A 24,941-nucleotide genomic window follows, 5' to 3' on the forward strand; every position below is an offset into this window, starting at 1 on the left:
AATTCATTTATCCCGTTCCGTAATTACAATGGCGCTTTGTTCCAGTTCCGCCTCCAACTGCACTTTTCCTTTCCCCGGTACGAAGCTGCTGTACCAGGCTTTTTCCGGGGCTTCCGGGATTTTGTAGGTTACCCGCCAGACCGATTTGGCCAGGTTACGGTATCCGGCCAGTACGCCGATTGCCGTGGTCTGCGCATTCAGCGGGCGACGCAGTTTTTTCTCTTCGCCGGGACGCAAAATAAAGCTGTCGCGACGCACTAAATCGTCGGTAAGGACGGATTTGTCGTTGTCATGGAGCGACCAGTAATCAGCTGTCGTGAAAGCGGCGTCATTTTTTAGTTCATAAACACGAATCTCAATGGGCGCGGCCTTCTTCTGATTGTCAGGATTCACCTTATCGGAGGCTTTCACGCTCAGGTCGAGTCGCTGTGATTCGAGGTCAGGTAACGCATCGCTACTGCCGCATCCGGAAAGCAGGAGCAGTACAAAAGGCATAGCTACCGCACATAACCGCCGAGTGGGGTTACGCCATTTATTCACTGTAAATTCCTTTAAAATCAAAACAATAAATCCGGCCAGATATAAATCTGGCCGGAAAAACAGCCGTTAAATTTCTTTGTTGGCCTTGAAGTCGTAGCCTGCGGTGATGGTGCCGCCGCTGCCGCCCTGCTGGTTCTGCACCACGTATTCCTGCTTCACGGTGCTGAAGGAGAGTTCAATTGATTCGCGAGACGCAATTTCCCCTCCCTGGCTTCCGCTGGGCGATACCATTGCAATAATCAGATCTGTGAAAGTGTACTTGAGGTACTCCAGCGGATTGCCGCCAGCCTTACGCATAACCAGAATGGCCTGCGGAATGTGCTTACCGGAAGAGCAGTATTTGAACAGGTTCGGGCTGGCGCGATCGATGTAATGTTCAAATGAAAGATTAGTGACGGAGACCTTACCGGAACCGAGACCGCTACCGGCGTGCATGGTGGATTCCTGATGAATATTCCAGCGCCAGCTCAGTACTTCAATTTCATTTTTGTGTTTGTCATCCATTGACTCGCCGTCAATGCCGTCAATTTTCAGAAAAATGTCATAAGACATATCTACTATCCTTTTAACTACCTAAATTAAGCCCTGATTTATCTGCTTTATTAGGTGAACAGATTAACTATTCCTGTACAGCTCTTTCTTACCCATAAATTCATCAGAGCAAGAGAACGTATGCTTTTAATATCTTTGAATTTTACTTCTCGACACGCCTTTTAATTAATTCATTTAATTCCCTGTCATGGATAAAATCTATGCACTTCATGGTATTAAAATCTGATGATATCGAACCGTTATATTTCAACCCTGAATATTTTTTCGCAATCTCATCAATTTCATGGTAAATCTCCACAGATTGTTTACCATATTCAAGGTAAGCACTGGCCGTAGCTCTGGCATCGTTTTTAACGACATCATCTTTGTATACTAATGCCAGACAATGACTCAGCGCCCAATTTTTTAAGAGTTCCGACTGTGAATATTGTGTGGTCAATGCTTCTTGTGCAAAGGATGGCTGCCATACCAGCATTCCACTTATGCTGAAAGTAACTGATATTAACCATTTCACGGCAGTATCCACAGAGTCCCAACTTCAGGAACAAATGGTCCATTATCTGGGTCATTTAATAAGTGGCACTGATCTGAACAGATACTGCCATTCCATAATGTAACGTGTCCTCTGGCATTGCTCCAGCCATGCCCTTTTACTACGATAATTCCTTTCTTCCCGATAAAGTCACTCTGTTTCGGATTATTAACAATAAGATCAGGCTTGCCCATAGTATGAGTAAGATAATCAATCATATCATTCACGCGATAAATATAGAATTTATTATCGGCACCACTAACCTTTGCATACGGAGAGTTACGGGCTATTGGGAACCCTGTCGCATTCAAAACATAGCTCATTCGAATAGGGCAGGCATTTTGAAAATAACCACCAGTTATATTTTTCCCAACGTTTCCACCAATAATGCTACCCACATCAGCGACGGAATGATTCACCTTCCTAAAAGCTAACCACGCTTCATTGAATGAAGGTCTGTTCATTTTGCTTAACCTCTAAAAATTCTGTGTAGGTCATTAATTCTCAACACGTATCTTCATGGACGCCGCTTTCTTCTGATTGTCAGAATTCACCTTGTAAAACGCTTTCACGCTCAGGCCAGGCCGCTGCGATTAGGGGTCAGGTAGCGAATCGCTACTGCCGCATCCGGAAAGCAGGAGCAGTGCAAAAGGCATAGCTACCGCACATAACCACCCAGTGGGGTTACGCCATTTATTCACTGTAAATTCCTTTAAAATCAAAACAATAAAACCAGCCAGACATAACATCTGGCCGGAAAAACAGCCGTTAAATTTCTTTGTTGACCTTGAAGTCGTAGCCTGCGGTGATGGTGCCGCCGCTGCCGCCCTGCTGGTTCTGCACCACGTATTCCTGCTTCACGGTGCTGAAGGAGAGCTCCACCGTTTCACGGGAGGCGATTTCACCATCGTGGCTGCCGCTCGGGGAAACCACGGCGACAATCAGGTCGGTGAAGGTATACTTGAGGTACTCCAGCGGATTGCCGCCAGCCTTACGCATAACCAGAATGGCCTGCGGAATGTGCTTGCCGGAGGCGCAGTATTTGAACAGGTTCGGGCTGGCGCGATCGATATAGTGATCAAAATCCAGGTTGGTGACGGAGACCTTACCGGAGCCGAGGCCGCTACCGGCGTGCATGGTGGATTCCTGATGAATATTCCAGCGCCAGCTCAGTACTTCAATTTCATTTTTGTGTTTGTCATCCATTGACTCGCCATCAATGCCGTCAATTTTCAGAAAAATGTCATAAGCCATTTTTATATCCTTATTAAGTTTTACTTAAAATAAACCTGATTTTATCTATATCTTTTTGTTTATAGATAAATCATTGCCGTACAGAATCCTTCTCCAATAACTTCAGGAGAACAGAGGACTGTATATTTTTCCGGTACCGATAATGTATTTAGTTATTTTATGAATTCGCATTATTTAATGCGTATAAATAATGCTTCATAACTTCTGATAATAAAAACCATAACCTGTACTGAAATTTTCACGTCTCAAATCGCTAATTACAGATAAAAGATACAGACTGGTCTTCTGGCGATCCCTCAAAATTACGAGTCTTACAGCGAGTAGAAGAAGCAGGTATTGGTTGCGTCAACCATATCTGTTCATGACCATAAATACACGAAACCCAATAGCGATCGGTTTCTTTATCGCTAACACGTTCTGTTTCCCATACAGACCAATTTTCACCGTTTACTTTTTTAGTCTCTGGTTTGAGATCCATCAGGTTTTCAGGTTTACCCTGCGTTACCCCAATACTACTTAACCATAAACGCGACATATATCGGGGAGAAAGCTGCCACGGCGCTGGGACATCAGACTTCAGGCTCACAGCAGAAGACTGAGTATCAATAACAGCCGGGCAACTGACTTCCCAGGCTACAGCATATTGTGAAAAGAGCAGAACAATACCAGGTAACAGATGAAAAGTTGGGCTTATGGTCATAATATGTATTTCCTACTCAATGATATAAAAAGCTTCGGCATTGTTACTGGCATTCGGATATGTGTCATCATTACGTACCCCACCTTTACGAGACCGTGGGCGAGACAAAATTCTTTTCTTCATATCCCTCTTTATATTCTCTATCTTCTCTGATTTCACTCGCTTAAACATTCACAAAATATATATCAGGCATTGCCCTGCTTCACTGACGGCAGTTTTGTCACCAGGCGCAGCGATCCCGTCAGCCCTTCAAGCTGGAAATGCGGACGCAGGAAGAATTTCGCATCGTAATAACCTGGATTGCCTTCGACCTCTTCCACCACTACTTCAGCGGCAGCCAGCGGACGACGGGCTTTAGTTTCTTGCGAGGAGTTCACCGGATCGGCGTCGACATAATTCATAATCCATTCATTTAGCCAGCGCTGCATATCCTCACGCTCTTTAAAGGAACCGATTTTGTCGCGGACGATACATTTGAGGAAGTGAGCGAAGCGCGAGCAGGCGAACAGGTACGGCAGACGGGCAGACAGGTTAGCGTTGGCCGTCGCGTCCGGATCGTAGTATTCCTGTGGTTTTTGCAGCGATTGTGCGCCGATAAAGGCGGCATAGTCTGAGTTTTTACGGTGGATCAACGGGATAAAACCGTTTTTCGCCAGTTCAGCCTCGCGGCGGTCAGAGATGGCGATTTCGGTCGGGCATTTCATGTCCACGCCGCCATCGTCAGTCGGGAAGGTATGGCAGGGAAGATTTTCCACCGCACCGCCTGATTCCACACCGCGAATCAACGTACACCAGCCGTAGTGTTTGAAGGAACGGTTGATGTTTACGCCCATCGCGTAGGCCGCGTTGCTCCAGACGTATTTGGTATGGTCAGAACCATCCGCATCTTCTTCAAAATCAAACTCGTCCACCGGGTTGGTTTTTGCGCCATACGGCAGGCGGGCAAGAAAACGCGGCATCGTCAGGCCAATATAACGGGAGTCTTCGCTAGCCCGCAGCGAGTTCCACGGCGCATATTCCAGGTTCTGGGTGACGATTTTGGTCAGGTCGCGGGGATTCGCCAGCTCCTGCCAGGAGTCCATTTGCAGTACCGAGGGGGAAGCCCCGGCAATAAACGGCGCATGGGCCGACGCGGCGACTTTGGCGATAGAGCCAAGCAGATCCACATCGGGCGGTGTATGGTCGAAGTAGTAATCCGCAATGATACAGCCATAGGGTTCGCCGCCTAACTGGCCGTATTCAGCTTCATACAGTTTCTTGAACATCGGGCTTTGATCCCAGGCGATGCCCTTGTAACGCTTCATGTTGCGCCGCAATTCATCTTTTGACAGATTCATGAAGCGGATTTTCAGCTTTTCGTCGGTCTCGGTGTTGTAAACCAGATGCTCCATACCGCGCCACGAGGATTCCAGCTTCTGCCAGTCGGGATGTTGCAGAATCAGTTTGATCTGTTCGGTCAGTTTAAAGTCGATCTGCGCAATAATAGCGCTGATGCTTTTATAGGCGTCATCGCTGACGGTGATCGTGTTCGCCAGCGCCTGTTGCGCCAGCGTCTGCACCGCGGCTTCCACGGCTTTTGCCGCCTGGGTAGTCTTGGGTCGGAAGGCCTGATTCAGCAACGCATCAAATTCACCGGATGCGGAGACGGTATCCTGAGCAACCGCGTCGGTTGCCTGCATATTACTGTTTGCCATGAAAATTCCTTAAAAATTCGACGTTATTCCGCTGATTCATTATCCGCTGACACACCTTGCTGGGTAGCGGCCGGTTTCGGCGCATTCGCCAGCGTTTTCAGCAGAGTCGGGTCCTGCAACAGTTTATTGACCAGATTTTCCGCCCCGGCCTTGCCATCCATGTAGGTCTGGAGGTTCGCCAGTTGAGTGCGGGCTTCCAGTAACTGGTTCAGGGCGTCCACCTTGCGGGCAATCTGTGCCGGCGAAAAGTCGTCCATATTTTCCAGCGTGATATCGACCATCAACTGACCTTCACCCGTCAGCGTATTCGGCACAGCGAACGCCACGCGCGGCGCAATGGCTTTCATGCGCTCATTGAAGTTATCAATATCAATATCGAGGAATTTGCGATCCGTCACCGGCGGCAGTTCTTCACGCGGTTTCCCGGCCAGATCGGCCAGCACCGCCATCACGAACGGCAGCTCGATTTTTTTCTCGGAACCGTAAATCTCTACGTCATATTCAATCTGCACGCGCGGCGCGCGGTTGCGCGCGATGAATTTCTGCGCGCTATTGTTGATAGCCATAATCCTTCATTTCCTTTTTAGTCAACTGGTTGCCGCAAGGGGAGCGGTATACCGGTACAGTTTTTAAAATCGCACTACGGACACTTCGAACGGCCGGTTTCAGCAAACGATCTCAAAAACAATCTGCTCATCACCATTAACGCCGATATCAATTTGCCTGATAGCGGCTTTTTCCGTCATGGCCTGCAACCAGTAGCGCGACAGTTGCGGCAGGATGTGCTGTTCGATGTAGCCAATCAGCAACCGCGCGCCCGTTTCATGCATTGGACAGCACGCCACAATATGTGCGACCAGTTCCTCGCTATACGTCAGCGTCACGCCGTGCTGTTCACCCATCCGCGCCACCAGCCGGTCAAGGTGCAGACGGGCAATCACGCCACGCGACGTTTCGTCCAGCGGCAGGTAAGGGATCACCGTCACGCGGCCCAGAAATGCCGCCGGGAAATGCTTGCGCAATTCCGGCATTAGCGCCTCTTTAAGCCCCGTAGCATCGGGCATTAAGGCCGGATCTTCACACATCTGGCTGATGAGGTCGGAACCCACGTTGGTGGTGAGTAATAGCGTGGTGTTTTTGAAATCGACATGTGTTCCCTCACCGTCCTCCATCTCGCCCTTGTCAAACACCTGATAGAAGAGTTCATGGACGTCATGGTGCGCTTTTTCGATCTCGTCGAGCAGCACTACGCTCCAGGGGTGGCGACGCACCGCTTCCGTCAGCACACCACCCTCGCCATAGCCCACATAGCCGGGGGGCGCGCCTTTCAGCGTGGAAACGGTGTGAGCCTCCTGGAACTCGCTCATATTGATGGTAATCAGGTTCTGCTCACCGCCGTAGATAGCCTCCGCCAGCGCCAGCGCGGTTTCGGTTTTACCGACACCGGATGGCCCGGCCAGCATAAACACGCCCACCGGTTTGCGTGGATCGCCCAGTCCCGCCCTGGCGGTCTGAATACGTTCACCAATCTGCGCCAGCGCGCCGTCTTGCCCGGTAACGCGTTGCGCCAGTCGGGCAGGAAGTTCCAGCACCTGGCTGGCCTCATCTTTCACCATGCGCCCAGCAGGAATACCGGTCCAGTCGGCGACAATCGCCGCGACCACCGCCGCGCTGACTTCCGGGAACACCACCGGCGCATCACCCTGCCACTCCCTTAGCGCCGTTTCGGCCTGTTGCAGCGTGGTTTTGTCATCAGCATCTGACTCTGCGAGACGCAGTTCCTGCAACGTATGTACCAGTTCCAGCTCCCGCTGCCAGCGGGATTCGGATGCAGTCAGTTCATTGTTGAGCGAGAAAATTCGCGCCGTCAGCGCATCGCGCCGCTCATCTGACTGAATCCCCATTTTTTCCTGCTTCTGCAACAGCGACCGTTCCATTTCCGCCGCTTTTAGCTGCTGGCGCAGGAACTGTACGCTGGCAGGCGGCGTGTGCAGCGTCAGCGCCACGCGGGCCGCGGCGGTATCCAGCAGGCTGATGGCCTTATCCGGCAACTGCCGGGCGGGAATGTAGCGGTGAGAAAGCTGTACCGCCGCACGTACCGCCTCATCCAGAATCAGTACGTTATGGTGTTTTTCCAGCGTATCCACCAGACCACGCACCATTTCCATTGCGGGGATCTCTTCCGGTTCGGCAATCTGCAACACCTGAAAACGACGGGTCAGCGCCGGATCTTTCTCAATATGGCGCTTGTATTCGCTCCAGGTGGTGGCGCCGATAGTCCGCAGGGTGCCGCGCGCCAGCGCCGGTTTCAGCAGGTTAGCGGCATCGCCCGTGCCGGATGCGCCGCCCGCGCCCACCAGAGTGTGAACTTCATCGACAAACAGAATAACCGGCTGCGGCGAGCGCCCGGCCTCTTCCAGTAACCCTTTCAGACGCGATTCAAACTCGCCTTTCATGCTGGCTCCGGCCAACAGAGCGCCAACGTCCAGCGCCAGCAGCCGTACTTCCCGCAGCGCGGGCGGCACTTCCCCCTGCGCAATCGCGAGGGCAAAACCTTCGACGACCGCCGTCTTTCCGACGCCCGCCTCACCAGTCAGTAGTGGATTATTCTGGCGACGGCGCAGCAGAATATCCGTCATGGTGCGGATTTCATGCTCACGCCCCGTCACCGGGTCGATTTTGCCGTCGCGCGCCTGTGCCGTCATGTCCTGACAGTATTTCGCCAGCGCGGATTTACCGTCCTGCCCGCCGTTGGGAATCGCCTGACTGCTTTCACCGGGAATGGCTGATGCCAGGCCGGAGCCGTCGTAAGGGCGCTCCTGCGCTTCCGGCGATGTTTCGATCAACGAGGGCAGTATTTCCGTCAGTTCATCAACCGGAAGCGTGGCCAGCGGCGCGCAGATACTGCTCAGTACCCGACGCAGTTCTGGCGTGGTCAACAAGGCCAGCAGCAACCAGCCGCTGCGAATTTTGTTATCGCCGTAACGGACGCTCGCCAGCATCCAGGCCTTTTCAACGCTGAGATCGATATGGTGAGAAAAATCACTAATGGCGCTGGCCCCGGCGGGCAGCATATCCAGTTGCCGGAGTAACGCTTTCTCCACATCAGAAAGAGGGATCTGGTAATGCCGAAGAACGTGGAGAATATCGTTATCGGGCTGCTGTGTTAACTGGTGCAGCCAGTGAGTCAGCTCAACCCAGGGATTAGAGCGTAGTTTGCAAAATGCCGTTGCCGATTCCAGCGACCGGAATAGTGGGCCGGCCAGTTTTCCATACAACGCACTGCGTGAAACAGGAGTTTCCATGTGTTATGCCTTGTGACATAAAAATTCATAAAAATAATGCATCAATGCATATAAATATATAAACAATTCTTTATTGATAGCCTCGAAAAAATATCGAAACAAAACAATGATACAGATCAGGGACTAATTAGCAACTAAGCCGTTAATATTAGATAATCAATGAACAGCAAGATAAAAATCGCAATTGCAGAATTAAAAGAAATAATATTTCAAAAAAGACATCTATGCATACAACAATGCATTCACGACGAAAATAATAAAAAGGGTGTCATCAATAATGACTCTCTATGAATTTAGTTAAAATTATTTATGAATTAAAACTCCCTAAACGTTTCCTCCAGAAAAATAAATACATTTAAGGGACATAATGAAACAAGACATGTGGGAATTACGGAAAATACAGTCGCAGGGTATAACGGATAACGCACAGTATCCCGCAGGGACATACATCGTATTTACTGCCGCAGCCCCCTACATTCCGCTTTTTGAGCAACATGGGAAAGACGATATCGCGCTCAGTCTTGTTCGCCACGAAGAGGCGTGGTGGATTGTTAATCACTCCGATGAACTGTGCTGTGCCGTCAATGAGCAGGTGATGGAACCTCATCACCGTATGCGGCTGAATGATGGAGATACGATTGAATGGGGTCTGTCATCCTGGTGCCTTGCCCGCACCAATGATGAGTCCCGTCCCGATGTTTCGTTTCCTCAGTTGGTTCAGTCATCTGAATCCGTTGCTGAGTACCTGGATCTGGACTGGTTTAAACAACAACAGCTCAATCCGCAGAACCCGTTCGATATTATTCCCGTCCGGGAAACCGCATCCTCTTACACCGGCCATGAAGCGGATAGCACGCTACACCAGCTTTACCAGGAATATCAGCAGGCATTGCGGCCCTCCGGGCAGGAAAAGCCCCTCCGTCCTAAACCGTTTCCCCGAAATGAAGACGCTGTCACCCAGGATTTGACGTCGTTATACGATAAAAAGGGCGATACCGACACGTTACAGGATATGGTGGCAGGCGCGCCCGGTATTGATGCCATTCTGGATACGCTGGACACGACCGGTGAGGGTGAAATGCACTGGCTGGCGATGGAATCAATGCCCGATATCCTGCAACTGCTCTCGCCGGAACAGGCGGGGAAAACCGCACATAGCGAGATACTGCCCGATCTGACCCGCCGCGAGCATCGTATTATTGGCATCGATAGCCACTACCGAATCACTCCGACACAGAAAAATGGAAATACCGCCCATGAAAAAAACTGACACGCTTCCTGCTACCCTGTCCGCGCTGCTACAGGAATACTCTATTGCGGAGGGGATTCAGATGGCGGAGCAGCAGGTTCGGGAAAATCCGGCGAAGGCGCTCTGCCGCCACAGCCTGTTTCAGTTGCTGTGTGTGGCCGGAGACTGGTCGCGGGCGCTACACCAGCTTCAGCTATGTGCCAGGATGGAGGCCAATTATACCCAGGAGGCCCGGCTGTACCGGGAGCTGGTTCGCTGCGAAATGTTCCGCCGCACCGTTTTTCAGGGTGAACAACGACCCGGTTTCCTTCTGCCGCAACCCGTTTGGGTGGAGTCACTGCTGGCGGCACTCGCCTGTCATGACGATACCGGTGAGGTTGATAAACACCGTAATACCGCACTGGAAGCCATAACAGACACGGGCGGGCAGTGGAACGGCGGCGCATTTGACTGGGCGAGCGACAGCGATTCCCGCCTTGGCCCGGTACTTGAGCTGGTCACCGGCGGCGTGTATATCTGGCTGCCGTTTTCGCAAATATGCTCGCTGGAATCGCCGCAACCGGCGCGCCTGACCGATCTGCTGTGGAAACCCGTTAATATCACCCTGGTGAATGGCGATACGCACGGCGCCTGGCTCTTTACCCGTTACAGCGGTTCGGAAAGTGCATCTGACGCCCTGCGTCTGTGCCGGGAAACCGCCTGGCAGGATGGCCCCGGCGAAACCACCGTGCGGGCGCTGGGGCAGAAAGTGTGGCTGACCAGCCACGGCGATATCAGCCTGCTGGACATGGCCCATTGTACCTTTCATGCTCAGGAAAACGATGGCGCATGAGCACGTCTCGTTTTACACCCGCTAACCACCTGCTGCCCACCCTATTTGATCGGCTGTGTGACAATGCCCCGTATCAGAAAATTGACCGGGATATCAGCGTCACGCCGGTACAACTGAAGGAGATCATTCGTCGGGATCTCTCCTTTTTGCTCAATACCATTAGCCACGAGGGTGACATCGACGCCCGGCGCTATCCGCAGGCGGCGGCGTCAGTGCTCAACTATGGTCTGCCGCCGCTGGCGGGCAGCTTTATGTATGAGCATAAGTGGGACGATATCAGCGAGGCGATCCGGCGCGCCATTATCCGTTTCGAACCCCGGCTGAACGCCGCCACACTCAGGGTCACGCCCTTGCTCGATAAAACCCGGCAGGGTAGCTATAACACGCTACAGTTTGAAATTCGCGGACAAATTCTGACGCAGCCGTATCCCACGGAGTTTCTGGTACGCAGCGCGCTGGATATGGAGCTGAGCCGCATTACGTTCTTTTAATACAGGGCATTATTCATGGATCCACGGCTACTGGAGTATTACAACCGCGAACTGAGCTACCTGCGGGAGACCGGTGCTGAGTTCGCCACCCTCCATCCCAAAATTGCCGCCCGACTGGGGATGCAGGGAACCGATATTGCCGACCCGTATGTGGAACGCATGATCGAGGCGTTCAGCTTTCTGAGCGCCCGTACTCAGCTAAAAATTGACGCCGAGTTTCCCCGCTTCACACAGCGATTACTGGAAGTCGTCAGCCCCAATTACGTCACCCCCACGCCATCGATGGCAGTGGTAAAGCTGTATCCCGATACGCAGGAAGGCGACCTGGCGAAAGGGGTCACCGTGCCGCGCGATACCGCGTTCGTTTCCCCCATCCCGGAAGGCGAAAATACCGCCTGCCAGTTTCGCAGCAGCCAGGACGTCACGCTGTGGCCGCTGTCCATCGAGGAGGTACGCCTGACCGCCGCGCCGCCGGATATGCCCGCCCTGCACCGCTATCTGCCGCCTAATATTCATGTCGCCGGGGCATTGCGCATCACCCTGCGAACCTTCGGGGAACTGACTTTCAGCGAGCTGGCCGGTCCGACACGGCTGCCCTTTTACCTCTGCGGCGAAGAACGCATTGCGTCACACCTGTTTGAGCTGCTGCATACCAGCGCCGTCGCCACACTGGCCGGTGAACCCGGTCACTTTGACGGCGAACTGAATGTGAATCTTCAACACCCGGTGGCGCACGAAGGGCTGGAGCCAGGGCAGGGGCTGCTGCCGCTCGCCTGGAACGTGTTTCACGGCCATAATCTGCTGCATGAATTTTTCGCCTGTCCGGAACGGTTTTACTTCTTCACCCCGACCGGATTGTCTGCCGGGTTACAAAAGGTGCAGGGCAATGTGGCGGAAATTGTCATACTGCTTAACCGCCTGCCGCCGGACTGGCTGATTCATCAGACGGACGCTGCACAGTTCAGCCTGTTCTGTACGCCGGTGATCAACCTGTTTCCCCGCACCACCACCCGGATTGAAGTTACTCATAGCGTGACGGAACAGCATCTGGTGGTGGATCGTACCCGTCCGCTGGATTACGAGGTGTTTTCTGTTCAGGAAGTCGAAGGCCTGGAAGCGGAAACCACACGGAAGATGATTTTTCGTCCGCTGTATCACACCCGTAATAATGACGAAGGCAACCACGGGCGTTATTTTTCACTGCGTCGTGAGCCGCGCCGCTCGTCAGAAAACGCCCGCCGCTATGGCACCCGAACCCCTTATACCGGCTCGGAAGTCTTCCTGTCGCTGGTTGATCAGCATGAAGCGCCCTACCCGGAAAATCTGCGCCATATCACCGTCACGGCAATGGTGACTAACCGCGATCTGCCCTGCCTTATTCCACGTAATGGCCGGGATGATCTGACCGTAGATGCGGCGATTCCGGTGGCGGGCGTGGGTCTTATCAGACCGCCGCGCCCGCCGCAGCCGCCGCTGGCTGAACGCGAAATGGCCTGGCGGCTGATCCGGCAGTTGTCGTTTAATTATCTGCCGCTGGCCGATCTGGATCACCGTACCGGCGGTCAGGCGCTGCGCGATCTGCTGAATCTGTTTATCCCGGCTCACGACAGCCCGCAGTCGCGCCAGGTGCGCAGCCTGATTGGCTGCAAAACCACCCCGGTGACCCGCCGCCTGCCCGGCTCCGGCCTGTTGGTCTATGGCCGGGGCGTCAGTTGCGAACTGACCGTGGACGAAGAAGGATTTTCCGGTATCAGTCCTTACCTGTTCGGTCTGGTGCTGGAACACTATATTGCCCGCCATGTTTCCATTAATACCTTCTCGCAGATGACGCTGCACTCGATGCAACGCGGGCATGTCATGACCTGGCCGGTCAGAACCGGGCAACGGGGGAGCGTATGACCGGCGCTCTCGACCAGGCGCAGAAAACCCCCTGGCGTTACGGATTCCTGAACCTGATGCGGCGCGTGGATGCCCAGCTCTGTGATACTCCGGCAGGCAGTATCTGGCAGCCACGGATGGAAAAATTCCGTCTGGGACAGACGCCGACGATGACCTTTGCGCCACGGGAAATCGCCCAGGTCAGCTGGCAGGATGGACGCCTGCACCTGAGCCTGTACAGCCTCGGACTATGGGGGCCAAACGGCCCGTTGCCGCTGCACTATACCGAGCTGGCGCTAAACCGCTCAGAGAGCCGTCACGATCCGACGCTGGTTCATTTTTCCAATATTTTTCACCACCGCTGGCTGACGCAGTTCTGGCAGGCATGGCGCAGCGCCCAGTCCGCTGGTGGTGGGCTGGACAAACCGGAACACGACCGTTTTGCGTTTTATATCGCCAGTCTCAGCGGGCAGGATCTACGGGAAAGCGCCGAAAGCCCGCTGTCAGATCATGTTCGCCTGGCAGCCTCCGCCCATCTGGTACGCGAATCGCGCAATCCTGACGGGCTGGCCGCCACGCTGGCGCACTATTTCAGCGTACCTTTTGCGGTGAAAGAATTCGCCCTGCACTGGATAACGGTGGCGAACGATGAAATCACCCGTCTGGGCACGCCCGCGCAGTCTTCGGTGCTGGGCAACGGGGCGCTTATCGGCCAGGCCGTACCGGATATGCAGTACAAATTCCGGCTAATTATCGGCCCGCTCACGCTGGAGGATTACCTGCGTTTTCTGCCCGGCGGCAACAATCTGCCCGTGCTGACAGAACTGGTGCGTACGTTCATTGGTTTTGAATATTGCTGGGAAATTGAGCTGCAGTTGAAGCCTCATGCCGCACCGCCTGCGATGATCGGCGGCGCGCAGCGGCTTGGCTGGACGGCCTGGGCAGGTAAAGCCATGCATGACCGTCCGGTGACAGGCATGATTTTTGAACCTGAACACGGCTTAACCCACTGAGAGTAATGATATGGACATGTCCCTGACTAAACCGGTAAGCGCGGAACAACCCTGCGGCCCCGATCCGGAGTACGATCCGGAATACCTGCTGCTGTTCAGCCGCGCCGCCCCCCAGGCGGAGGCGCAATATGGTGATTTTGTCAGTACGCCGGAAGCCGTGAACTGGCCGGAAATTGAGCGTGATGCGCGCCGTCTGCTCACGCGCAGTAAGGATATCCGGGTGTTGATCCTGCTGCTGCGCAGTCGCATCCAGCAGGCTGGCGCACAGGGACTGGCGGAAATGCTCACACAACTGGCAGAACTGAGCGTAATCTGGTCTGATGCACTCCATCCACAGCTGCTTACCGGCGAAGGCGCATCCGCAGAATCTATTGAAGATGCGGCGCTGGCGCGCAGTAATGCCCTGGCGGCGCTGCTGGATCACGAAGGCGTGATGGCAGACATTCGCGGTATCACGCTGTCAAACAGTGCCGCCCTGCGCCTGCAGGTACGGGATGTGGAGCGAGCGTTATCCGCCCCTCGCCCGGCTGATGCGCTGGCCCCCGAATCCGTCCGCCAGCAACTGGCCGACCTCGAAGCCCGTGGGGCATTACCGCTGGCAGCGTTTCGCGAAGCGCAGGAAAGCGCAGAACGCCTGCAAGTGTGGGCGCGTGAGACATTAGGCGATCTGGCTCCAGATTTTTCACGCCTGCGGCAGTTGTTAGCGCTGCTGCCTGACGTGGTACAGACAACCACACCGGAAATCCCTCCGTCGCCAGCGCCAGTGCCAGCTCCCGCAGGCACGGTTATGGATAATGCCGTTCCGGCACGGGCTGAGGATGTGCCGCCTGTCAACGCGCCACCCGGTATATCCCTCCCACACAATGCTGAACCGGGGCCAATTCGCGATCGTAATGATGCGCTGGAGCGCCTGCGGTGCATTCGTCGCTGGTTTGAGAGCAGTGAACCCAGTAGCCCGACCATCCCACTGTTACGCCAGGCTGAAAGACTGGTGGGAAAACGGTTCTCGGAGGTGATCAATGAGATCCCGGTGGAGTTGCTGGAGAAGTGGGATGCCCTGGAATGATGATGCGCATGTCTGGCGGTTCTCCGTGATTATCTGAGTGACATCAACATTACGCAGTCTGCTTCTGCGCTGAACATGTCCCGATCCCGGTTAAGCACCGCCATGAGGCCGCGCCTTAAATGCCAGTGGGATCAAAATAGCCATGACAGTGAAAGAAGTGGCGGTAATATCCTGTTCGTCATCCAGGCGTAGGCCCATTTGCGTTAGATTCCACGATAGGCGGTGGCACTGCTGAAGACGAAAAAAAACCGTATCCCTTTTACAGTGATACGGTTTTTTTTACTTCACAGGATGTATAAAAACACCCTGAGATTTGTATCTGGCGGAACGGACGGGACTCGAACCCGCGACCCCCTGCGTGACAGGCAGGTATTCTAACCAACTGAACTACCGCTCCGTGATGTTCCCGCTGGGAACGAGGCGAATATTACGGTTTGCGGTGTCGCCCGTCAACGCTTTTTCTCACCTTTTGAATCAGTTGCTGCAAAAATCGCCCGAATGATGATTTTTATAGCCTAAAAAGGAATAAATTACGCCCGCCAAAGGCAACTTCCGCCCTTTTTCTGCACCAGATCAAGCCGCGATTCATGCGCAGCCAGCTCTTCCTCAGAGGCAAAAACGACCCGTAACCGGCTGGCCTGGCGAACGATTCGCTGAATGGTCGCCTCACCTTGCTGCCGTTGCGTCTCTCCTTCCATCGCAAACGTCATGGACGTTTGTCCGCCCGTCATCGCCAGATACACTTCGGCAAGGATCTGGGCATCGAGCAATGCGCCGTGCAAAGTACGTTTGCTATTATCTATCTCATAACGCGAACACAGCGCATCAAGGCTGTTACGCTTGCCGGGGAACATTTTCCGCGCCAACGCCAGGCTGTCGGTAACTTTGCAGAAAGTATTGGTTTTAGGAATATCGCGTTTAAGCAGACCAAACTCATAATCCATAAAGCCAATATCGAACGATGCGTTATGGATGACCAGCTCCGCGCCGCGGATATAATCGAGAAACTCATCGACCACATCAGCAAAAACCGGCTTATCCAGCAGAAACTCATCGGCGATGCCGTGTACGCCAAAAGCCTCCGGATCCACCAGCCGATCCGGCTTCAGGTAAACGTGGAAGTTATTACCGGTCAGACGACGGTTTATCACCTCAACCGCACCGATCTCAATAATCTTGTGACCTTCATAGTGCGCGCCTATCTGGTTCATACCGGTGGTTTCGGTATCGAGGACAATCTGTCGTGTAATTGCAGTGCTCATATCGGTCATTTATGTCAGACTTGCGTTTTGTTATCGATTTCAATTACAGGAAGTCTACCAGAGATGCTTAAACAGATAGAAATTTTCACCGATGGCTCTTGCCTGGGGAATCCAGGGCCTGGTGGTTATGGCGCTATCTTACGCTATCGCGGTCATGAAAAAACGTTTAGTGAAGGTTACACGCTGACCACCAATAACCGTATGGAACTGATGGCGGCGATCGTCGCGCTTGAAGCGTTAAAAGAACATTGCGAAGTGACATTGAGCACCGACAGCCAATATGTGCGGCAAGGAATTACCCAATGGATTCATAACTGGAAGAAACGCGGCTGGAAAACAGCGGAAAAGAAACCCGTAAAAAATGTCGATCTGTGGAAACGTCTCGATGCTGCGTTAGGTCAGCATCAGATCAAATGGGTATGGGTCAAAGGCCATGCAGGCCATCCCGAAAACGAGCGTTGTGATGAACTGGCGCGCGCCGCGGCAATGAACCCCACGCAGGAAGATAGTGGCTACCAGGCGGAGGCTTAGCCATCCGGTTTGCGATATTGCCGGGTGGCGCCAACGGTCTGGCGGATAGGGGTTTTACTTTTATTATGTCGCAGCGGATTAAGCGTAAGCGGGATGGTCCGCTTACGGGCCACAATAAGCTGTAAACAGCCCAGCGCCGGGATATGCGTATTTAAAAGCCGCCCCCCCTGCTTTTTCCAGGGTAAGACATGAAAACGGCTATAATGTAGCACTTCAAAATTGAGTAAAGACAGCCAGTCCAGTTGCCGCATAAGGGTAAACATCCGACTATTATAGGGCGGTGTTTTACGTAAAACGGGTACCAGTTTACGTAACCCCATCAAACTCAGCGGGTTAAATCCACTGATGACCAGCCAACCGTCATCAATCAATACGCGGTCGGCTTCCCGCAATAAACGGTGCGGGTCGGTACACCACGGCAAAGTATGCGCCAGCAGACAAACATCGACGGATTTATCCGCAAAAGGAAGGTGTAGCGGATCGGCCAGAACCTGCATCGGTGAGCCCTGCGATGAAACATTCACCTGATGGGAGACCGCGCACGCTTCGGAATTGATTTCTGCGCTTAAATTACCGATTTTAAGCAAATGGAAACCATACATTTTTGCAAGCCACGGATTTAGCTGCTGTTCCAGCGCCTCACGGTAGTAATTGCCCCAGGGCAACTCACCCCAACATCCGGGCGCAACGACAGTTTGAGAGAGCCTTGCCGGTTTCATCGCAACCTTCCGCTAATTATTTGAGAGGTAATATATGAATCTTAACAGTATTCCCGCGTTTCAGGACAATTACATCTGGGTGCTGACCAATGATGAAGGCCGCTGTGTGATTGTTGATCCCGGCGAAGCGGCCCCCGTCTTAAAGGCCATTGCTGAACATAAGTGGATGCCGGAGGCGATTTTTCTGACGCATCACCATCACGATCATGTTGGCGGAGTCAAAGAGCTGTTGCAACACTTCCCGCAAATGACGGTTTATGGACCGGCGGAAACACAAGACAAGGGAGCAACCCATCTTGTTGGCGATGGCGATACTATTCGCGTTTTAGGCGAGAAATTTACTCTTTTTGCCACGCCGGGCCACACGTTAGGACACGTCTGTTACTTTAGCCATCCTTACTTATTCTGCGGCGACACGCTGTTCTCTGGCGGCTGTGGTCGACTGTTTGAAGGCACGCCATCACAGATGTATCAGTCACTTATGAAAATTAATTCTCTGCCTGACGACACACTCATTTGCTGCGCTCACGAATACACTTTAGCTAACATTAAGTTCGCATTGAGCATACTTCCGCACGATTCGTTCATAAATGAATATTATCGTAAAGTTAAAGAGTTACGTGTAAAAAAACAAATGACATTACCCGTTATTCTTAAAAATGAGCGTAAGATTAATCTTTTTTTAAGAACTGAAGATATTGATTTAATTAACGAAATAAACAAAGAAACAATATTGCAACAACCAGAAGCGCGTTTTGCATGGTTAAGGTCAAAGAAAGACACGTTCTGATAATTCTTACTTGTCATTCGCTAACTTCGCCGTTATGATCGGTCGTCTTTTAAGCAACTATTGACACACACATGAAGGCAAAAGCGATATTACTCGCCTCTGTCCTGCTTGTGGGGTGCCAGACGTCTCAGAACACTGGCAACGTCCAACAGCACGCACAGAGCCTTTCTGCAGCTGGTCAAGGGGAAGCAGGAAAGTTTACGAGTCAGGCACGATGGATGGACGACGGAACGTCTATCGCGCCAGATCAGGACTTGTGGGCTTTCATTGGCGACGAGCTAAAGATGGGAATTCCGGAAAACAGCCGGATTCGCGAACAGAAACAGAAGTATTTACGCAATAAGAGCTATCTCCACGATGTAACTTTACGGGCAGAGCCGTATATGTACTGGATAGCGGGGCAGGTTAAGAAACGTAACATGCCTATGGAGCTGGTACTACTACCCATAGTGGAGAGCGCTTTTGATCCTCACGCAACGTCTGGCGCCAATGCCGCAGGCATCTGGCAGATCATACCGAGCACAGGGCGCAATTATGGTTTAAAGCAGACCCGTAATTATGACGCGCGTCGCGATGTTGTAGCCTCTACGACCGCCGCGTTAGACATGATGCAGCGTCTGAACAAAATGTTTGACGGCGACTGGCTGTTAACCGTTGCAGCGTATAACAGCGGCGAAGGCCGTGTTATGCGGGCAATTAAAGCAAACAAAGCGCGTGGAAAACCGACGGATTTCTGGTCGCTTTCTTTGCCCAGAGAAACAAAACTCTACGTACCTAAGATGCTGGCATTGAGTGAAATTCTCAAAAACAGCAAACGCTACGGCGTACGTCTGCCAACAACAGATGAAAGCCGAGCGCTGGCACGAGTTCGTTTAAACAGTCCAGTTGAAATGGCGCAGGTTGCGGATATGGCGGGCATGTCTATCAGCAAGCTGAAGACGTTTAATGCCGGTGTAAAAGGGTCTACCTTAGGCGTAAGCGGTCCGCAATATGTTATGGTGCCCAAAAAGCATGCCGAGCAGTTGCGTGAGTCGCTGGCTTCCGGTGAGATTGACGCCGTTCAGTCCCAACTGATCGCCGACAATACGCCGTTGAATAGCCGTAGCTATAAGGTGCGCTCTGGTGATACGCTTTCCGGTATTGCTTCGCGGCTTGGCGTAAGCACGAAGGACTTGCAGCAGTGGAACAACCTGCGTGGTTCGCGCCTGAAAATCGGGCAAAGCCTGACCGTGGGCGCTGGCAGCAGCGCACAACGACTGGCAAACAATAGCGATAGCATTACCTATCGTGTCCGTAAAGGCGATTCGCTTTCCAGTATCGCCAGACGTCACGGGGTGAATATCAAAGATGTGATGCGCTGGAACCATGATACGGATAATCTACAACCGGGCGATCAGCTTACGTTGTTTGTGAAGGACAATAGCACGCCAGACTCCTGATATTGTCCGACGAAAAAGCCAAAAGGCGCCGCTTCCCCCGGCGCCTTTTAAATTGCTATACCGCTTTATGCGCTTCCAGCATGATAGTATCGCTGCTAAACGAGCCGTCATCCTGCAACTCAAAATAACGCTTCACCTCTACCGGGGCGCTCGCCTGATATAATCGAATCGCCTCAACCAACGGCGCTGGCGTACGCATCCGCGTTACCCATGAGCGAAACTCCAGCGATAAACGATCGGTTATCACGGTATTCGTTACCAGCATCGCATTATTGACCATCGCCAGCCATTCGCCACTGGAATAGTTACGGACATGCGACGTGTCGCGTAACGCCTCCACCGTTTGCAGCCAGATATCGCGTACAGGATGTCCAGGCGACATGACATCCATGATAATCAGCACGCCGCCGGGTTTTAATACACGATAAACCTCACGCAATGCCTGACCAACGTCGTGCCAGTGATGCGCGGAATAGCGGCTAATCACCACCTCAAACGATGCATCTTCAAAGGGCAGTTTTTCGGCATAGCCTTGGCGGAGAGTAATATTACTTAAATGTCTTTCTTCCGCCGCTCCAGCGACAACCTCAAGCATGCTGGCGGATAAATCGTATGCCACGACCGAGTAGGCATGTTGCGCAGCGACAAAACTCGCGTGTCCAGCTCCACATCCCATATCCAGTACGTTCGCGTGGGAAAAATCAGACAGCCTTTGCGCCAGCCGCGCTAAGTCACGACCCGCTGCGTGAACGGCGCTATGTAAATAGGCGTTCGCCTGTGAACCAAACTGCTTTTCAACATTGTCATGGTGGGAATGCGTTGTCATGGTAGTGCCCTTCTGTTATGAGAAAAATATAGGGCAGTACCCGCAGAGGCCTGCCCCACGGCAGACCTGACTCACCTTTATTGCTCAGGTTTGCCGGGACTGAATTCAACGAGTAGCGGATTGTGATCGGAAGCGCGCGTCACCAGTACGGAGGCTTCATTCACGTTTAACCCACGATAAAAAACAAAATCCAGCGGTCGTCCAAACGCACGACGGCGCTGATCGTCAGTGAAACGCACCTGGCGCAGCGACATCTCACGTGCAAAGCGGTACAACGCATTCATACGTGGGCGGCTCCAGGCATTAAAATCACCCGCCATAATGACAGGGCCGCTATGGTGCGCAATCTGGTCGCCGATCGGAAGTAACTGCTTACTGTATACGTCCACGCCCAGACTAAAATTTACCGCATGAACATTTACTACCATTAATAAACGGGTATCCGGCAAGGGATATACCGTCACCAGGGCTGATTTCGCCAAACGTAAAATCGGTTCTCTTTCCCGTAAAGGGCAGCAGTAAACAGGATGGGCGGCAGAAAGCGTCATGACGCCAGACGGATGCTGAGGTAGTACAAAAGCGGGAACCTGGTCGGCGGCAAGATAGTTAGCGGTGGCAAACTGTACCAGTTCAGGCGTCGTCTGTGCCTCCTGCAACAGGACCAGATGCGCATCTTTGCCGTAGTTCTTCAGCACCGATAACCATTCGGCTCGCTGCTGCTTGAATATATTCCACACGAGGATACGGATCCGCTCTTCACTGCTTAGCGGTTCCCCGGCGGGCAATGCCTGGCCAATGCTCGCAAACGACCCTGGCGGCAAAATCCGCTCGGCGGGCTGTCCGGCAACATAGCGCATCGCATAGGTGTTTTTTCGCACTTTTGACTTTCAAACCTCTGTAACGTCAACCAGTCCTCAACCGGACTGGTTCTTCTGTTATAGGGATTTTAGCACTCACTTTCAACGAACAATTGCAGTTTGTTTTGTAAGTAGGCGCTTACATCAATAATTTACTCCAGAGCAATGCGTACAGGTTTATCAAGACGTCCGCTGACACCCATCAGCAGGAAAGCCACCAGAACAATGAGGGCGCCAATCCACGGCGTCTGCGCCAAACCGTAATGCTCCACCGTTTGCCCGCCAATCACGGAGCCCAGCGCAATACCAATGTTAAACGCCGCAATGTTCAGACCTGACGCCACATCTACCGCATTAGGCGTGAATTGTTCCGCTTTCTGTACCACGTAGACCTGCAACCCTGGTACGTTACCGAAAGCAAAGATCCCCATCACCAGAATGGTAGCCAGCGCGGCATACTGCGTGGAAGCCGTCACCTGGAAGACCATCAGCAGAACAAACAGTGCGGCGAAAATGAATTTCAGCGCCGGCACGGCGCCATGCTTATCCGCCAGTTTACCGCCCCAGATATTGCCGATAGCCACTGATACGCCATACCCCAGTAAGATCCAGCTTACCGCTGCCGGGGAGAATCCCGCCAGATCCTGCATCATTGGCGCCAGGAAGGTGAATGCCGTGAATACCCCGCCGTAGCCCAGCGCCGTAACGGCGTAAATCAGCAACAGACGAGGATGAGTCAGTACTTTCACCTGGTCACGAATGCTGGCGGCCGCCCGACCGGGAATATTGGCCGGAATCAGCAATTGACTGCTCATCAGCGCAATCACGCCTAACAGTGATACCGCAAGGAAGGTCTCACGCCAGCCAAAATGCTGACCGATAAATGTTCCCAGCGGCACGCCCGTGACCAGCGCTACCGTTAAACCACCAAACATAATAGCGATCGCAGAAGCCGCTTTCTCTTTTGGCACCAGACTTGTCGCGATGGTAGATCCAATCGAGAAGAACACGCCGTGCGCCAGGCCCGTCAGCAGACGGGCGACGATTAATGTCATATAGCCCGGTGCCTGCCATGCCAGCAAATTCCCCGCCGTAAACAAGACCATCAGCGCGACCAGTAACTGTTTACGCGGCAGGCGTCCGGTCAGCGCGGTCAGCACCGGCGCGCCAATAGCCACACCCAGCGCATAGATTGAAACCAGCATTCCGGCGGAAGGTAACGAAACAGCCAGTTGTTGTGCAATGGTCGGCACCAGGCCGACAATCACAAACTCAGTCGTACCGATAGCGAAAGCACTTATTGTCAGTGCAAATAAAGCGAGAGGCATACATAACTCCATAACAGCAGTAATCAGATGACACGCAGTATGCCTGGATGTTTTAATGACAAAAATAGCCAAAATATCAATTTAATTTTGCTTCAGGAGCAAAAATGAAAGCCACCTCCGAAGAACTCGCAATTTTTGTCGCTGTCGTGGAAAGCGGCAGCTTCAGCCGGGCGGCAGAGCAGCTTGGACAGGCCAATTCCGCTGTCAGCCGGGCAGTTAAAAAGCTGGAGATGAAGCTCGGCGTCAGTCTGCTTAATCGTACGACCCGACAGCTGAGCCTGACTGAAGAAGGAGAGCGATACTTCAGGCGCGTGCAGCAGATACTGCAAGAAATGGCCGCCGCAGAAACGGAAATCATGGAGTCGCGTAATACCCCGCGCGGCTTACTGCGTATTGATGCGGCAACGCCGGTAATGCTGCATTTCCTGATGCCGCTGATTAAACCTTTTCGTGAACGGTATCCGGAAATAACGTTGTCTCTTGTCTCCTCAGAAACGTTCATCAATCTTATTGAACGAAAAGTGGATGTTGCGATACGCGCAGGCACGTTGACAGATTCAAGTCTGCGCGCGCGTCCGTTATTTACCAGTTATCGTAAGATTATCGCTTCACCGGATTATATTGCCCGTTTTGGCAAGCCAGAGACCGTTGAAGAGTTAAAACGGCATCTGTGCCTGGGGTTCTCAGAACCTGTTTCGCTCAATACCTGGCCGATTGCCTGTAGCGACGGGCAGCTCCATGAGATCAAATGTGGGATTTCTTCCAACAGCGGGGAAACGTTAAAACAACTTTGCCTGAACGGTAACGGCATTGCATGTCTTTCAGATTATATGATTGATAAAGAGATCGCGCGGGGAGAACTGGTGGAACTGCTGGCCGATAAACGTCTGCCGGTAGAAATGCCTTTCAGCGCCGTTTACTACAGCGATCGCGCCGTCAGCACACGCATTCGGGCATTTATCGACTTTTTGAGCGAATATATAAGAACAGCCCCCGCAGGAGCTGTGAAAGAGGGTTAAAGGTACAAAGGATCGGGTAATTAATCCCAGGCAGGAGCCAGTCCTTCCGGGCTAACCAGACGATCGTTGCAGTCCAGTGCCGCGATCGCATTTTTATCTTCGGCATCCAGATGCAGATCCTGCGCCAGCAGGTTGCTTGCCAGGTTTTCACGCCTGGTGGATGAAGGGATCACCGAGTAACCTTCACCCATTGCCCATGCCAGAATAACCTGCGCCGGGGTCGCATTATGTTTAGCCGCAATGCGCGCAATCACTTCATCTTTCAGCGCCTTACCGTATGCCAGCGTCATATAAGAGGTGATATGGATACCGTGCGCTTTCGCCCAGTCAACCACCTTACGATTCTGCAGATACGGAGATAGCTCAATCTGGTTGGTGGCGATATTGTCTGCGCCCACCGCGGCAATAGCCTTTTCCATCAACGGAATGGTGAAGTTTGAAATGCCAATTTCGCGAGTCAGCCCTTGTTTTTTAGCTTCAAGCAATGCCTGCATAAATTCTTCGACAGACACGGCATCACCCGGAGATGGCCAGTGGATCAGCGTCAGATCGACATAATCGGTACGCAGTTTTTTCAGGCTCTCTTTCAGGCTTGGGATTAGCTTGTCTTTGCTAAGGTTTTCAATCCAGATCTTGGTGGTGATGTACAGCTCATTACGTGGTACACCGCTTTCAGCAATCGCCTGTCCAACAGCCGCTTCATTATCATAGATCTGTGCAGTGTCGACAGCACGGTAGCCCAGTTCAAGCGCCGTTTTAACAGAAGCGATAACCACGTCGTCTTTCAGGCGAAAAGTACCTAAACCGAATGCAGGGATAGTCATAGAATTCCTCTTTTTAATCACTATGTTCGTTAACTGAGGGAATTATGACCTTCAGCGCTTTGTAGAAAAAGAGCGAGAAATGCAGAGGATTTTTGCGAATTGAGCAATAATTAAATGACATGCAAAGAAAAAGCCCTGAGCTAATGCTCAGGGCTCTTAATAAGTGGCGGAACGGACGGGACTCGAACCCGCGACCCCCTGCGTGACAGGCAGGTATTCTAACCAACTGAACTACCGCTC

General features: G+C 52.6%; 26 protein-coding genes, 1 tRNA gene and 1 pseudogene. 10 read left to right on the plus strand and 18 right to left on the minus strand.

The annotated features are described in order from the left end of the window. Positions 1-3: 3 nt before the first annotated feature. The 11 genes and pseudogenes from tssJ to tssH form a co-directional block, all read right to left on the minus strand. Positions 4-540 (minus strand): type VI secretion system lipoprotein TssJ, encoded by a 537-nt coding sequence (gene tssJ, locus NBA72_RS23335; RefSeq protein WP_001045936.1) that lies wholly within the window; start codon positions 538-540, stop codon positions 4-6. Positions 541-606: 66 nt separating this feature from the next. After that, positions 607-1,092: an Hcp family type VI secretion system effector gene (locus NBA72_RS23340; protein WP_000119443.1), complete on the minus strand. Its 486-nt coding sequence runs from the start codon at positions 1,090-1,092 to the stop codon at positions 607-609. A gap of 142 nt (positions 1,093-1,234) precedes the next feature. After that, positions 1,235-1,618: a type VI secretion system amidase immunity protein Tai4 gene (locus tag NBA72_RS23345; protein WP_077917535.1), complete on the minus strand. Its 384-nt coding sequence runs from the start codon at positions 1,616-1,618 to the stop codon at positions 1,235-1,237. Next, positions 1,603-2,088: a type VI secretion system amidase effector protein Tae4 gene (locus NBA72_RS23350; protein WP_001081550.1), complete on the minus strand. Its 486-nt coding sequence runs from the start codon at positions 2,086-2,088 to the stop codon at positions 1,603-1,605. Before NBA72_RS23350 ends, NBA72_RS23345 begins: the two co-directional genes overlap by 16 nt. 42 nt (positions 2,089-2,130) lie before the next feature. Next, positions 2,131-2,325: pseudogene (locus NBA72_RS23355) on the minus strand (type VI secretion system lipoprotein TssJ); the annotation flags it as partial. A gap of 67 nt (positions 2,326-2,392) precedes the next feature. Continuing rightward, a complete protein-coding gene (locus tag NBA72_RS23360; RefSeq protein WP_042948231.1) occupies positions 2,393-2,878 on the minus strand; it encodes an Hcp family type VI secretion system effector in 486 nt (161 codons plus the stop codon). A gap of 253 nt (positions 2,879-3,131) precedes the next feature. Beyond that, on the minus strand, positions 3,132-3,578 hold the full coding sequence (locus NBA72_RS23365; RefSeq protein ID WP_001662106.1) for an STY0301 family protein: 447 nt from the start codon (positions 3,576-3,578) through the stop codon (positions 3,132-3,134). A gap of 12 nt (positions 3,579-3,590) precedes the next feature. Beyond that, positions 3,591-3,749 carry a BPSL0067 family protein gene (locus NBA72_RS23370; protein ID WP_139764317.1) on the minus strand — a complete coding sequence of 53 codons (159 nt, stop codon included), beginning with the start codon at positions 3,747-3,749 and terminating at the stop codon, positions 3,591-3,593. 14 nt (positions 3,750-3,763) lie between these two features. Further along, entirely contained in the window at positions 3,764-5,272 is a 1,509-nt protein-coding gene (tssC, locus tag NBA72_RS23375; protein ID WP_000013884.1) for a type VI secretion system contractile sheath large subunit, read from the minus strand. Between the two features lie 23 nt (positions 5,273-5,295). After that, on the minus strand, positions 5,296-5,838 hold the full coding sequence (tssB, locus tag NBA72_RS23380) for a type VI secretion system contractile sheath small subunit (protein ID WP_000996815.1): 543 nt from the start codon (positions 5,836-5,838) through the stop codon (positions 5,296-5,298). Between the two features lie 99 nt (positions 5,839-5,937). Then, positions 5,938-8,577, minus strand: a complete 2,640-nt coding sequence (gene tssH / locus NBA72_RS23385; protein WP_042948232.1) for a type VI secretion system ATPase TssH — start codon at positions 8,575-8,577, stop codon at positions 5,938-5,940. Between the two features lie 367 nt (positions 8,578-8,944). Here tssH and tagK point away from each other — a divergent pair, with 367 nt between their 5' ends. From tagK to NBA72_RS23415, 6 genes are read left to right on the plus strand one after another with little or no spacing between them, the layout of a single operon-like run. Next, a complete protein-coding gene (tagK, locus tag NBA72_RS23390; RefSeq protein WP_001524811.1) occupies positions 8,945-9,847 on the plus strand; it encodes a type VI secretion system-associated protein TagK in 903 nt (300 codons plus the stop codon). After that, positions 9,834-10,658 (plus strand): type VI secretion system accessory protein TagJ, encoded by an 825-nt coding sequence (locus NBA72_RS23395; protein WP_023223890.1) that lies wholly within the window; start codon positions 9,834-9,836, stop codon positions 10,656-10,658. The genes tagK and NBA72_RS23395 overlap by 14 nt, the downstream gene beginning before the upstream one ends. Next, positions 10,655-11,149, plus strand: coding sequence for a type VI secretion system baseplate subunit TssE (gene tssE, locus NBA72_RS23400; RefSeq protein ID WP_000108007.1), 495 nt, complete (start codon positions 10,655-10,657; stop codon positions 11,147-11,149). Before NBA72_RS23395 ends, tssE begins: the two co-directional genes overlap by 4 nt. A 15-nt stretch (positions 11,150-11,164) precedes the next feature. After that, positions 11,165-13,048, plus strand: a complete 1,884-nt coding sequence (gene tssF / locus NBA72_RS23405; protein ID WP_023254759.1) for a type VI secretion system baseplate subunit TssF — start codon at positions 11,165-11,167, stop codon at positions 13,046-13,048. Further along, positions 13,045-14,040, plus strand: a complete 996-nt coding sequence (tssG, locus tag NBA72_RS23410; protein ID WP_042948235.1) for a type VI secretion system baseplate subunit TssG — start codon at positions 13,045-13,047, stop codon at positions 14,038-14,040. The genes tssF and tssG overlap by 4 nt, the downstream gene beginning before the upstream one ends. 10 nt (positions 14,041-14,050) lie before the next feature. Then, positions 14,051-15,106 (plus strand): ImpA family type VI secretion system protein, encoded by a 1,056-nt coding sequence (locus tag NBA72_RS23415; RefSeq protein ID WP_042948237.1) that lies wholly within the window; start codon positions 14,051-14,053, stop codon positions 15,104-15,106. Positions 15,107-15,426: 320 nt separating this feature from the next. Here NBA72_RS23415 and NBA72_RS23420 read toward each other — a convergent pair. Next, positions 15,427-15,503: transfer RNA gene (locus tag NBA72_RS23420), tRNA-Asp, on the minus strand. Between the two features lie 133 nt (positions 15,504-15,636). Beyond that, complete coding sequence (dnaQ, locus tag NBA72_RS23425) at positions 15,637-16,368, minus strand: DNA polymerase III subunit epsilon (RefSeq protein ID WP_001670675.1); 732 nt, start codon at positions 16,366-16,368, stop codon at positions 15,637-15,639. 63 nt (positions 16,369-16,431) lie between these two features. Between dnaQ and rnhA the strand changes: the two genes are divergently transcribed. Next, a complete protein-coding gene (gene rnhA / locus NBA72_RS23430) occupies positions 16,432-16,899 on the plus strand; it encodes a ribonuclease HI (RefSeq protein ID WP_042948239.1) in 468 nt (155 codons plus the stop codon). On the opposite strand, the gene NBA72_RS23435 is transcribed toward rnhA, so the two are convergent. Continuing rightward, on the minus strand, positions 16,896-17,618 hold the full coding sequence (locus NBA72_RS23435) for a class I SAM-dependent methyltransferase (RefSeq protein WP_000801242.1): 723 nt from the start codon (positions 17,616-17,618) through the stop codon (positions 16,896-16,898). The two genes, rnhA and NBA72_RS23435, sit on opposite strands and share 4 nt — an antisense overlap. Positions 17,619-17,652: 34 nt before the next feature. On the opposite strand from NBA72_RS23435, the gene gloB reads away from it, so the two are divergent. Together gloB and mltD are read left to right on the plus strand one after the other, a co-directional pair. Then, a complete protein-coding gene (gene gloB, locus NBA72_RS23440; protein WP_001052773.1) occupies positions 17,653-18,408 on the plus strand; it encodes a hydroxyacylglutathione hydrolase in 756 nt (251 codons plus the stop codon). Positions 18,409-18,479: 71 nt separating this feature from the next. Continuing rightward, a complete protein-coding gene (gene mltD, locus NBA72_RS23445) occupies positions 18,480-19,847 on the plus strand; it encodes a murein transglycosylase D (protein WP_000644706.1) in 1,368 nt (455 codons plus the stop codon). Between the two features lie 55 nt (positions 19,848-19,902). Here mltD and NBA72_RS23450 read toward each other — a convergent pair whose 3' ends face one another. From NBA72_RS23450 to NBA72_RS23460, 3 genes are all read right to left on the minus strand, one after another. Continuing rightward, complete coding sequence (locus tag NBA72_RS23450; RefSeq protein ID WP_042948241.1) at positions 19,903-20,673, minus strand: class I SAM-dependent methyltransferase; 771 nt, start codon at positions 20,671-20,673, stop codon at positions 19,903-19,905. Positions 20,674-20,750: 77 nt separating this feature from the next. Continuing rightward, positions 20,751-21,551 carry an endonuclease/exonuclease/phosphatase family protein gene (locus tag NBA72_RS23455; protein WP_001230970.1) on the minus strand — a complete coding sequence of 267 codons (801 nt, stop codon included), beginning with the start codon at positions 21,549-21,551 and terminating at the stop codon, positions 20,751-20,753. A gap of 131 nt (positions 21,552-21,682) precedes the next feature. After that, complete coding sequence (locus NBA72_RS23460; protein WP_042948242.1) at positions 21,683-22,858, minus strand: MFS transporter; 1,176 nt, start codon at positions 22,856-22,858, stop codon at positions 21,683-21,685. A gap of 104 nt (positions 22,859-22,962) precedes the next feature. On the opposite strand from NBA72_RS23460, the gene yafC reads away from it, so the two are divergent. Next, positions 22,963-23,877: a DNA-binding transcriptional regulator YafC gene (yafC, locus tag NBA72_RS23465; RefSeq protein ID WP_000648534.1), complete on the plus strand. Its 915-nt coding sequence runs from the start codon at positions 22,963-22,965 to the stop codon at positions 23,875-23,877. Positions 23,878-23,897: 20 nt separating this feature from the next. Here the strand turns inward: yafC and dkgB are convergent, their stop codons facing one another. Beyond that, positions 23,898-24,701 (minus strand): 2,5-didehydrogluconate reductase DkgB, encoded by an 804-nt coding sequence (dkgB, locus tag NBA72_RS23470; protein WP_000154871.1) that lies wholly within the window; start codon positions 24,699-24,701, stop codon positions 23,898-23,900. Positions 24,702-24,941: the final 240 nt, after the last annotated feature.

The organism is Salmonella sp. NW1250, assembly GCF_051812965.1.
Lineage (GTDB): Bacteria > Pseudomonadota > Gammaproteobacteria > Enterobacterales > Enterobacteriaceae > Salmonella > Salmonella enterica.

Bases quoted from the DNA above. Each gene is read 5' to 3' on its own strand.
- mltD (WP_000644706.1), top strand. From the start codon at position 18,480: ATGAAGGCAAAAGCGATATTACTCGCCTCTGTCCTGCTTGTGGGGTGC.
- NBA72_RS23460 (WP_042948242.1), bottom strand. From the start codon at position 22,858: ATGCCTCTCGCTTTATTTGCACTGACAATAAGTGCTTTCGCTATCGGT.
- NBA72_RS23340 (WP_000119443.1), bottom strand. From the start codon at position 1,092: ATGTCTTATGACATTTTTCTGAAAATTGACGGCATTGACGGCGAGTCA.
- tagK (WP_001524811.1), top strand. From the start codon at position 8,945: ATGAAACAAGACATGTGGGAATTACGGAAAATACAGTCGCAGGGTATA.
- gloB (WP_001052773.1), top strand. From the start codon at position 17,653: ATGAATCTTAACAGTATTCCCGCGTTTCAGGACAATTACATCTGGGTG.
- NBA72_RS23350 (WP_001081550.1), bottom strand. From the start codon at position 2,088: ATGAACAGACCTTCATTCAATGAAGCGTGGTTAGCTTTTAGGAAGGTG.
- NBA72_RS23395 (WP_023223890.1), top strand. From the start codon at position 9,834: ATGAAAAAAACTGACACGCTTCCTGCTACCCTGTCCGCGCTGCTACAG.
- NBA72_RS23415 (WP_042948237.1), top strand. From the start codon at position 14,051: ATGGACATGTCCCTGACTAAACCGGTAAGCGCGGAACAACCCTGCGGC.
- tssC (WP_000013884.1), bottom strand. From the start codon at position 5,272: ATGGCAAACAGTAATATGCAGGCAACCGACGCGGTTGCTCAGGATACC.
- NBA72_RS23360 (WP_042948231.1), bottom strand. From the start codon at position 2,878: ATGGCTTATGACATTTTTCTGAAAATTGACGGCATTGATGGCGAGTCA.
- dkgB (WP_000154871.1), bottom strand. From the start codon at position 24,701: ATGACTATCCCTGCATTCGGTTTAGGTACTTTTCGCCTGAAAGACGAC.
- NBA72_RS23435 (WP_000801242.1), bottom strand. From the start codon at position 17,618: ATGAAACCGGCAAGGCTCTCTCAAACTGTCGTTGCGCCCGGATGTTGG.
- tssH (WP_042948232.1), bottom strand. From the start codon at position 8,577: ATGGAAACTCCTGTTTCACGCAGTGCGTTGTATGGAAAACTGGCCGGC.
- NBA72_RS23365 (WP_001662106.1), bottom strand. From the start codon at position 3,578: ATGACCATAAGCCCAACTTTTCATCTGTTACCTGGTATTGTTCTGCTC.
- NBA72_RS23450 (WP_042948241.1), bottom strand. From the start codon at position 20,673: ATGACAACGCATTCCCACCATGACAATGTTGAAAAGCAGTTTGGTTCA.
- tssG (WP_042948235.1), top strand. From the start codon at position 13,045: ATGACCGGCGCTCTCGACCAGGCGCAGAAAACCCCCTGGCGTTACGGA.
- rnhA (WP_042948239.1), top strand. From the start codon at position 16,432: ATGCTTAAACAGATAGAAATTTTCACCGATGGCTCTTGCCTGGGGAAT.
- tssE (WP_000108007.1), top strand. From the start codon at position 10,655: ATGAGCACGTCTCGTTTTACACCCGCTAACCACCTGCTGCCCACCCTA.
- NBA72_RS23370 (WP_139764317.1), bottom strand. From the start codon at position 3,749: ATGTTTAAGCGAGTGAAATCAGAGAAGATAGAGAATATAAAGAGGGAT.
- tssF (WP_023254759.1), top strand. From the start codon at position 11,165: ATGGATCCACGGCTACTGGAGTATTACAACCGCGAACTGAGCTACCTG.
- dnaQ (WP_001670675.1), bottom strand. From the start codon at position 16,368: ATGAGCACTGCAATTACACGACAGATTGTCCTCGATACCGAAACCACC.
- tssB (WP_000996815.1), bottom strand. From the start codon at position 5,838: ATGGCTATCAACAATAGCGCGCAGAAATTCATCGCGCGCAACCGCGCG.
- yafC (WP_000648534.1), top strand. From the start codon at position 22,963: ATGAAAGCCACCTCCGAAGAACTCGCAATTTTTGTCGCTGTCGTGGAA.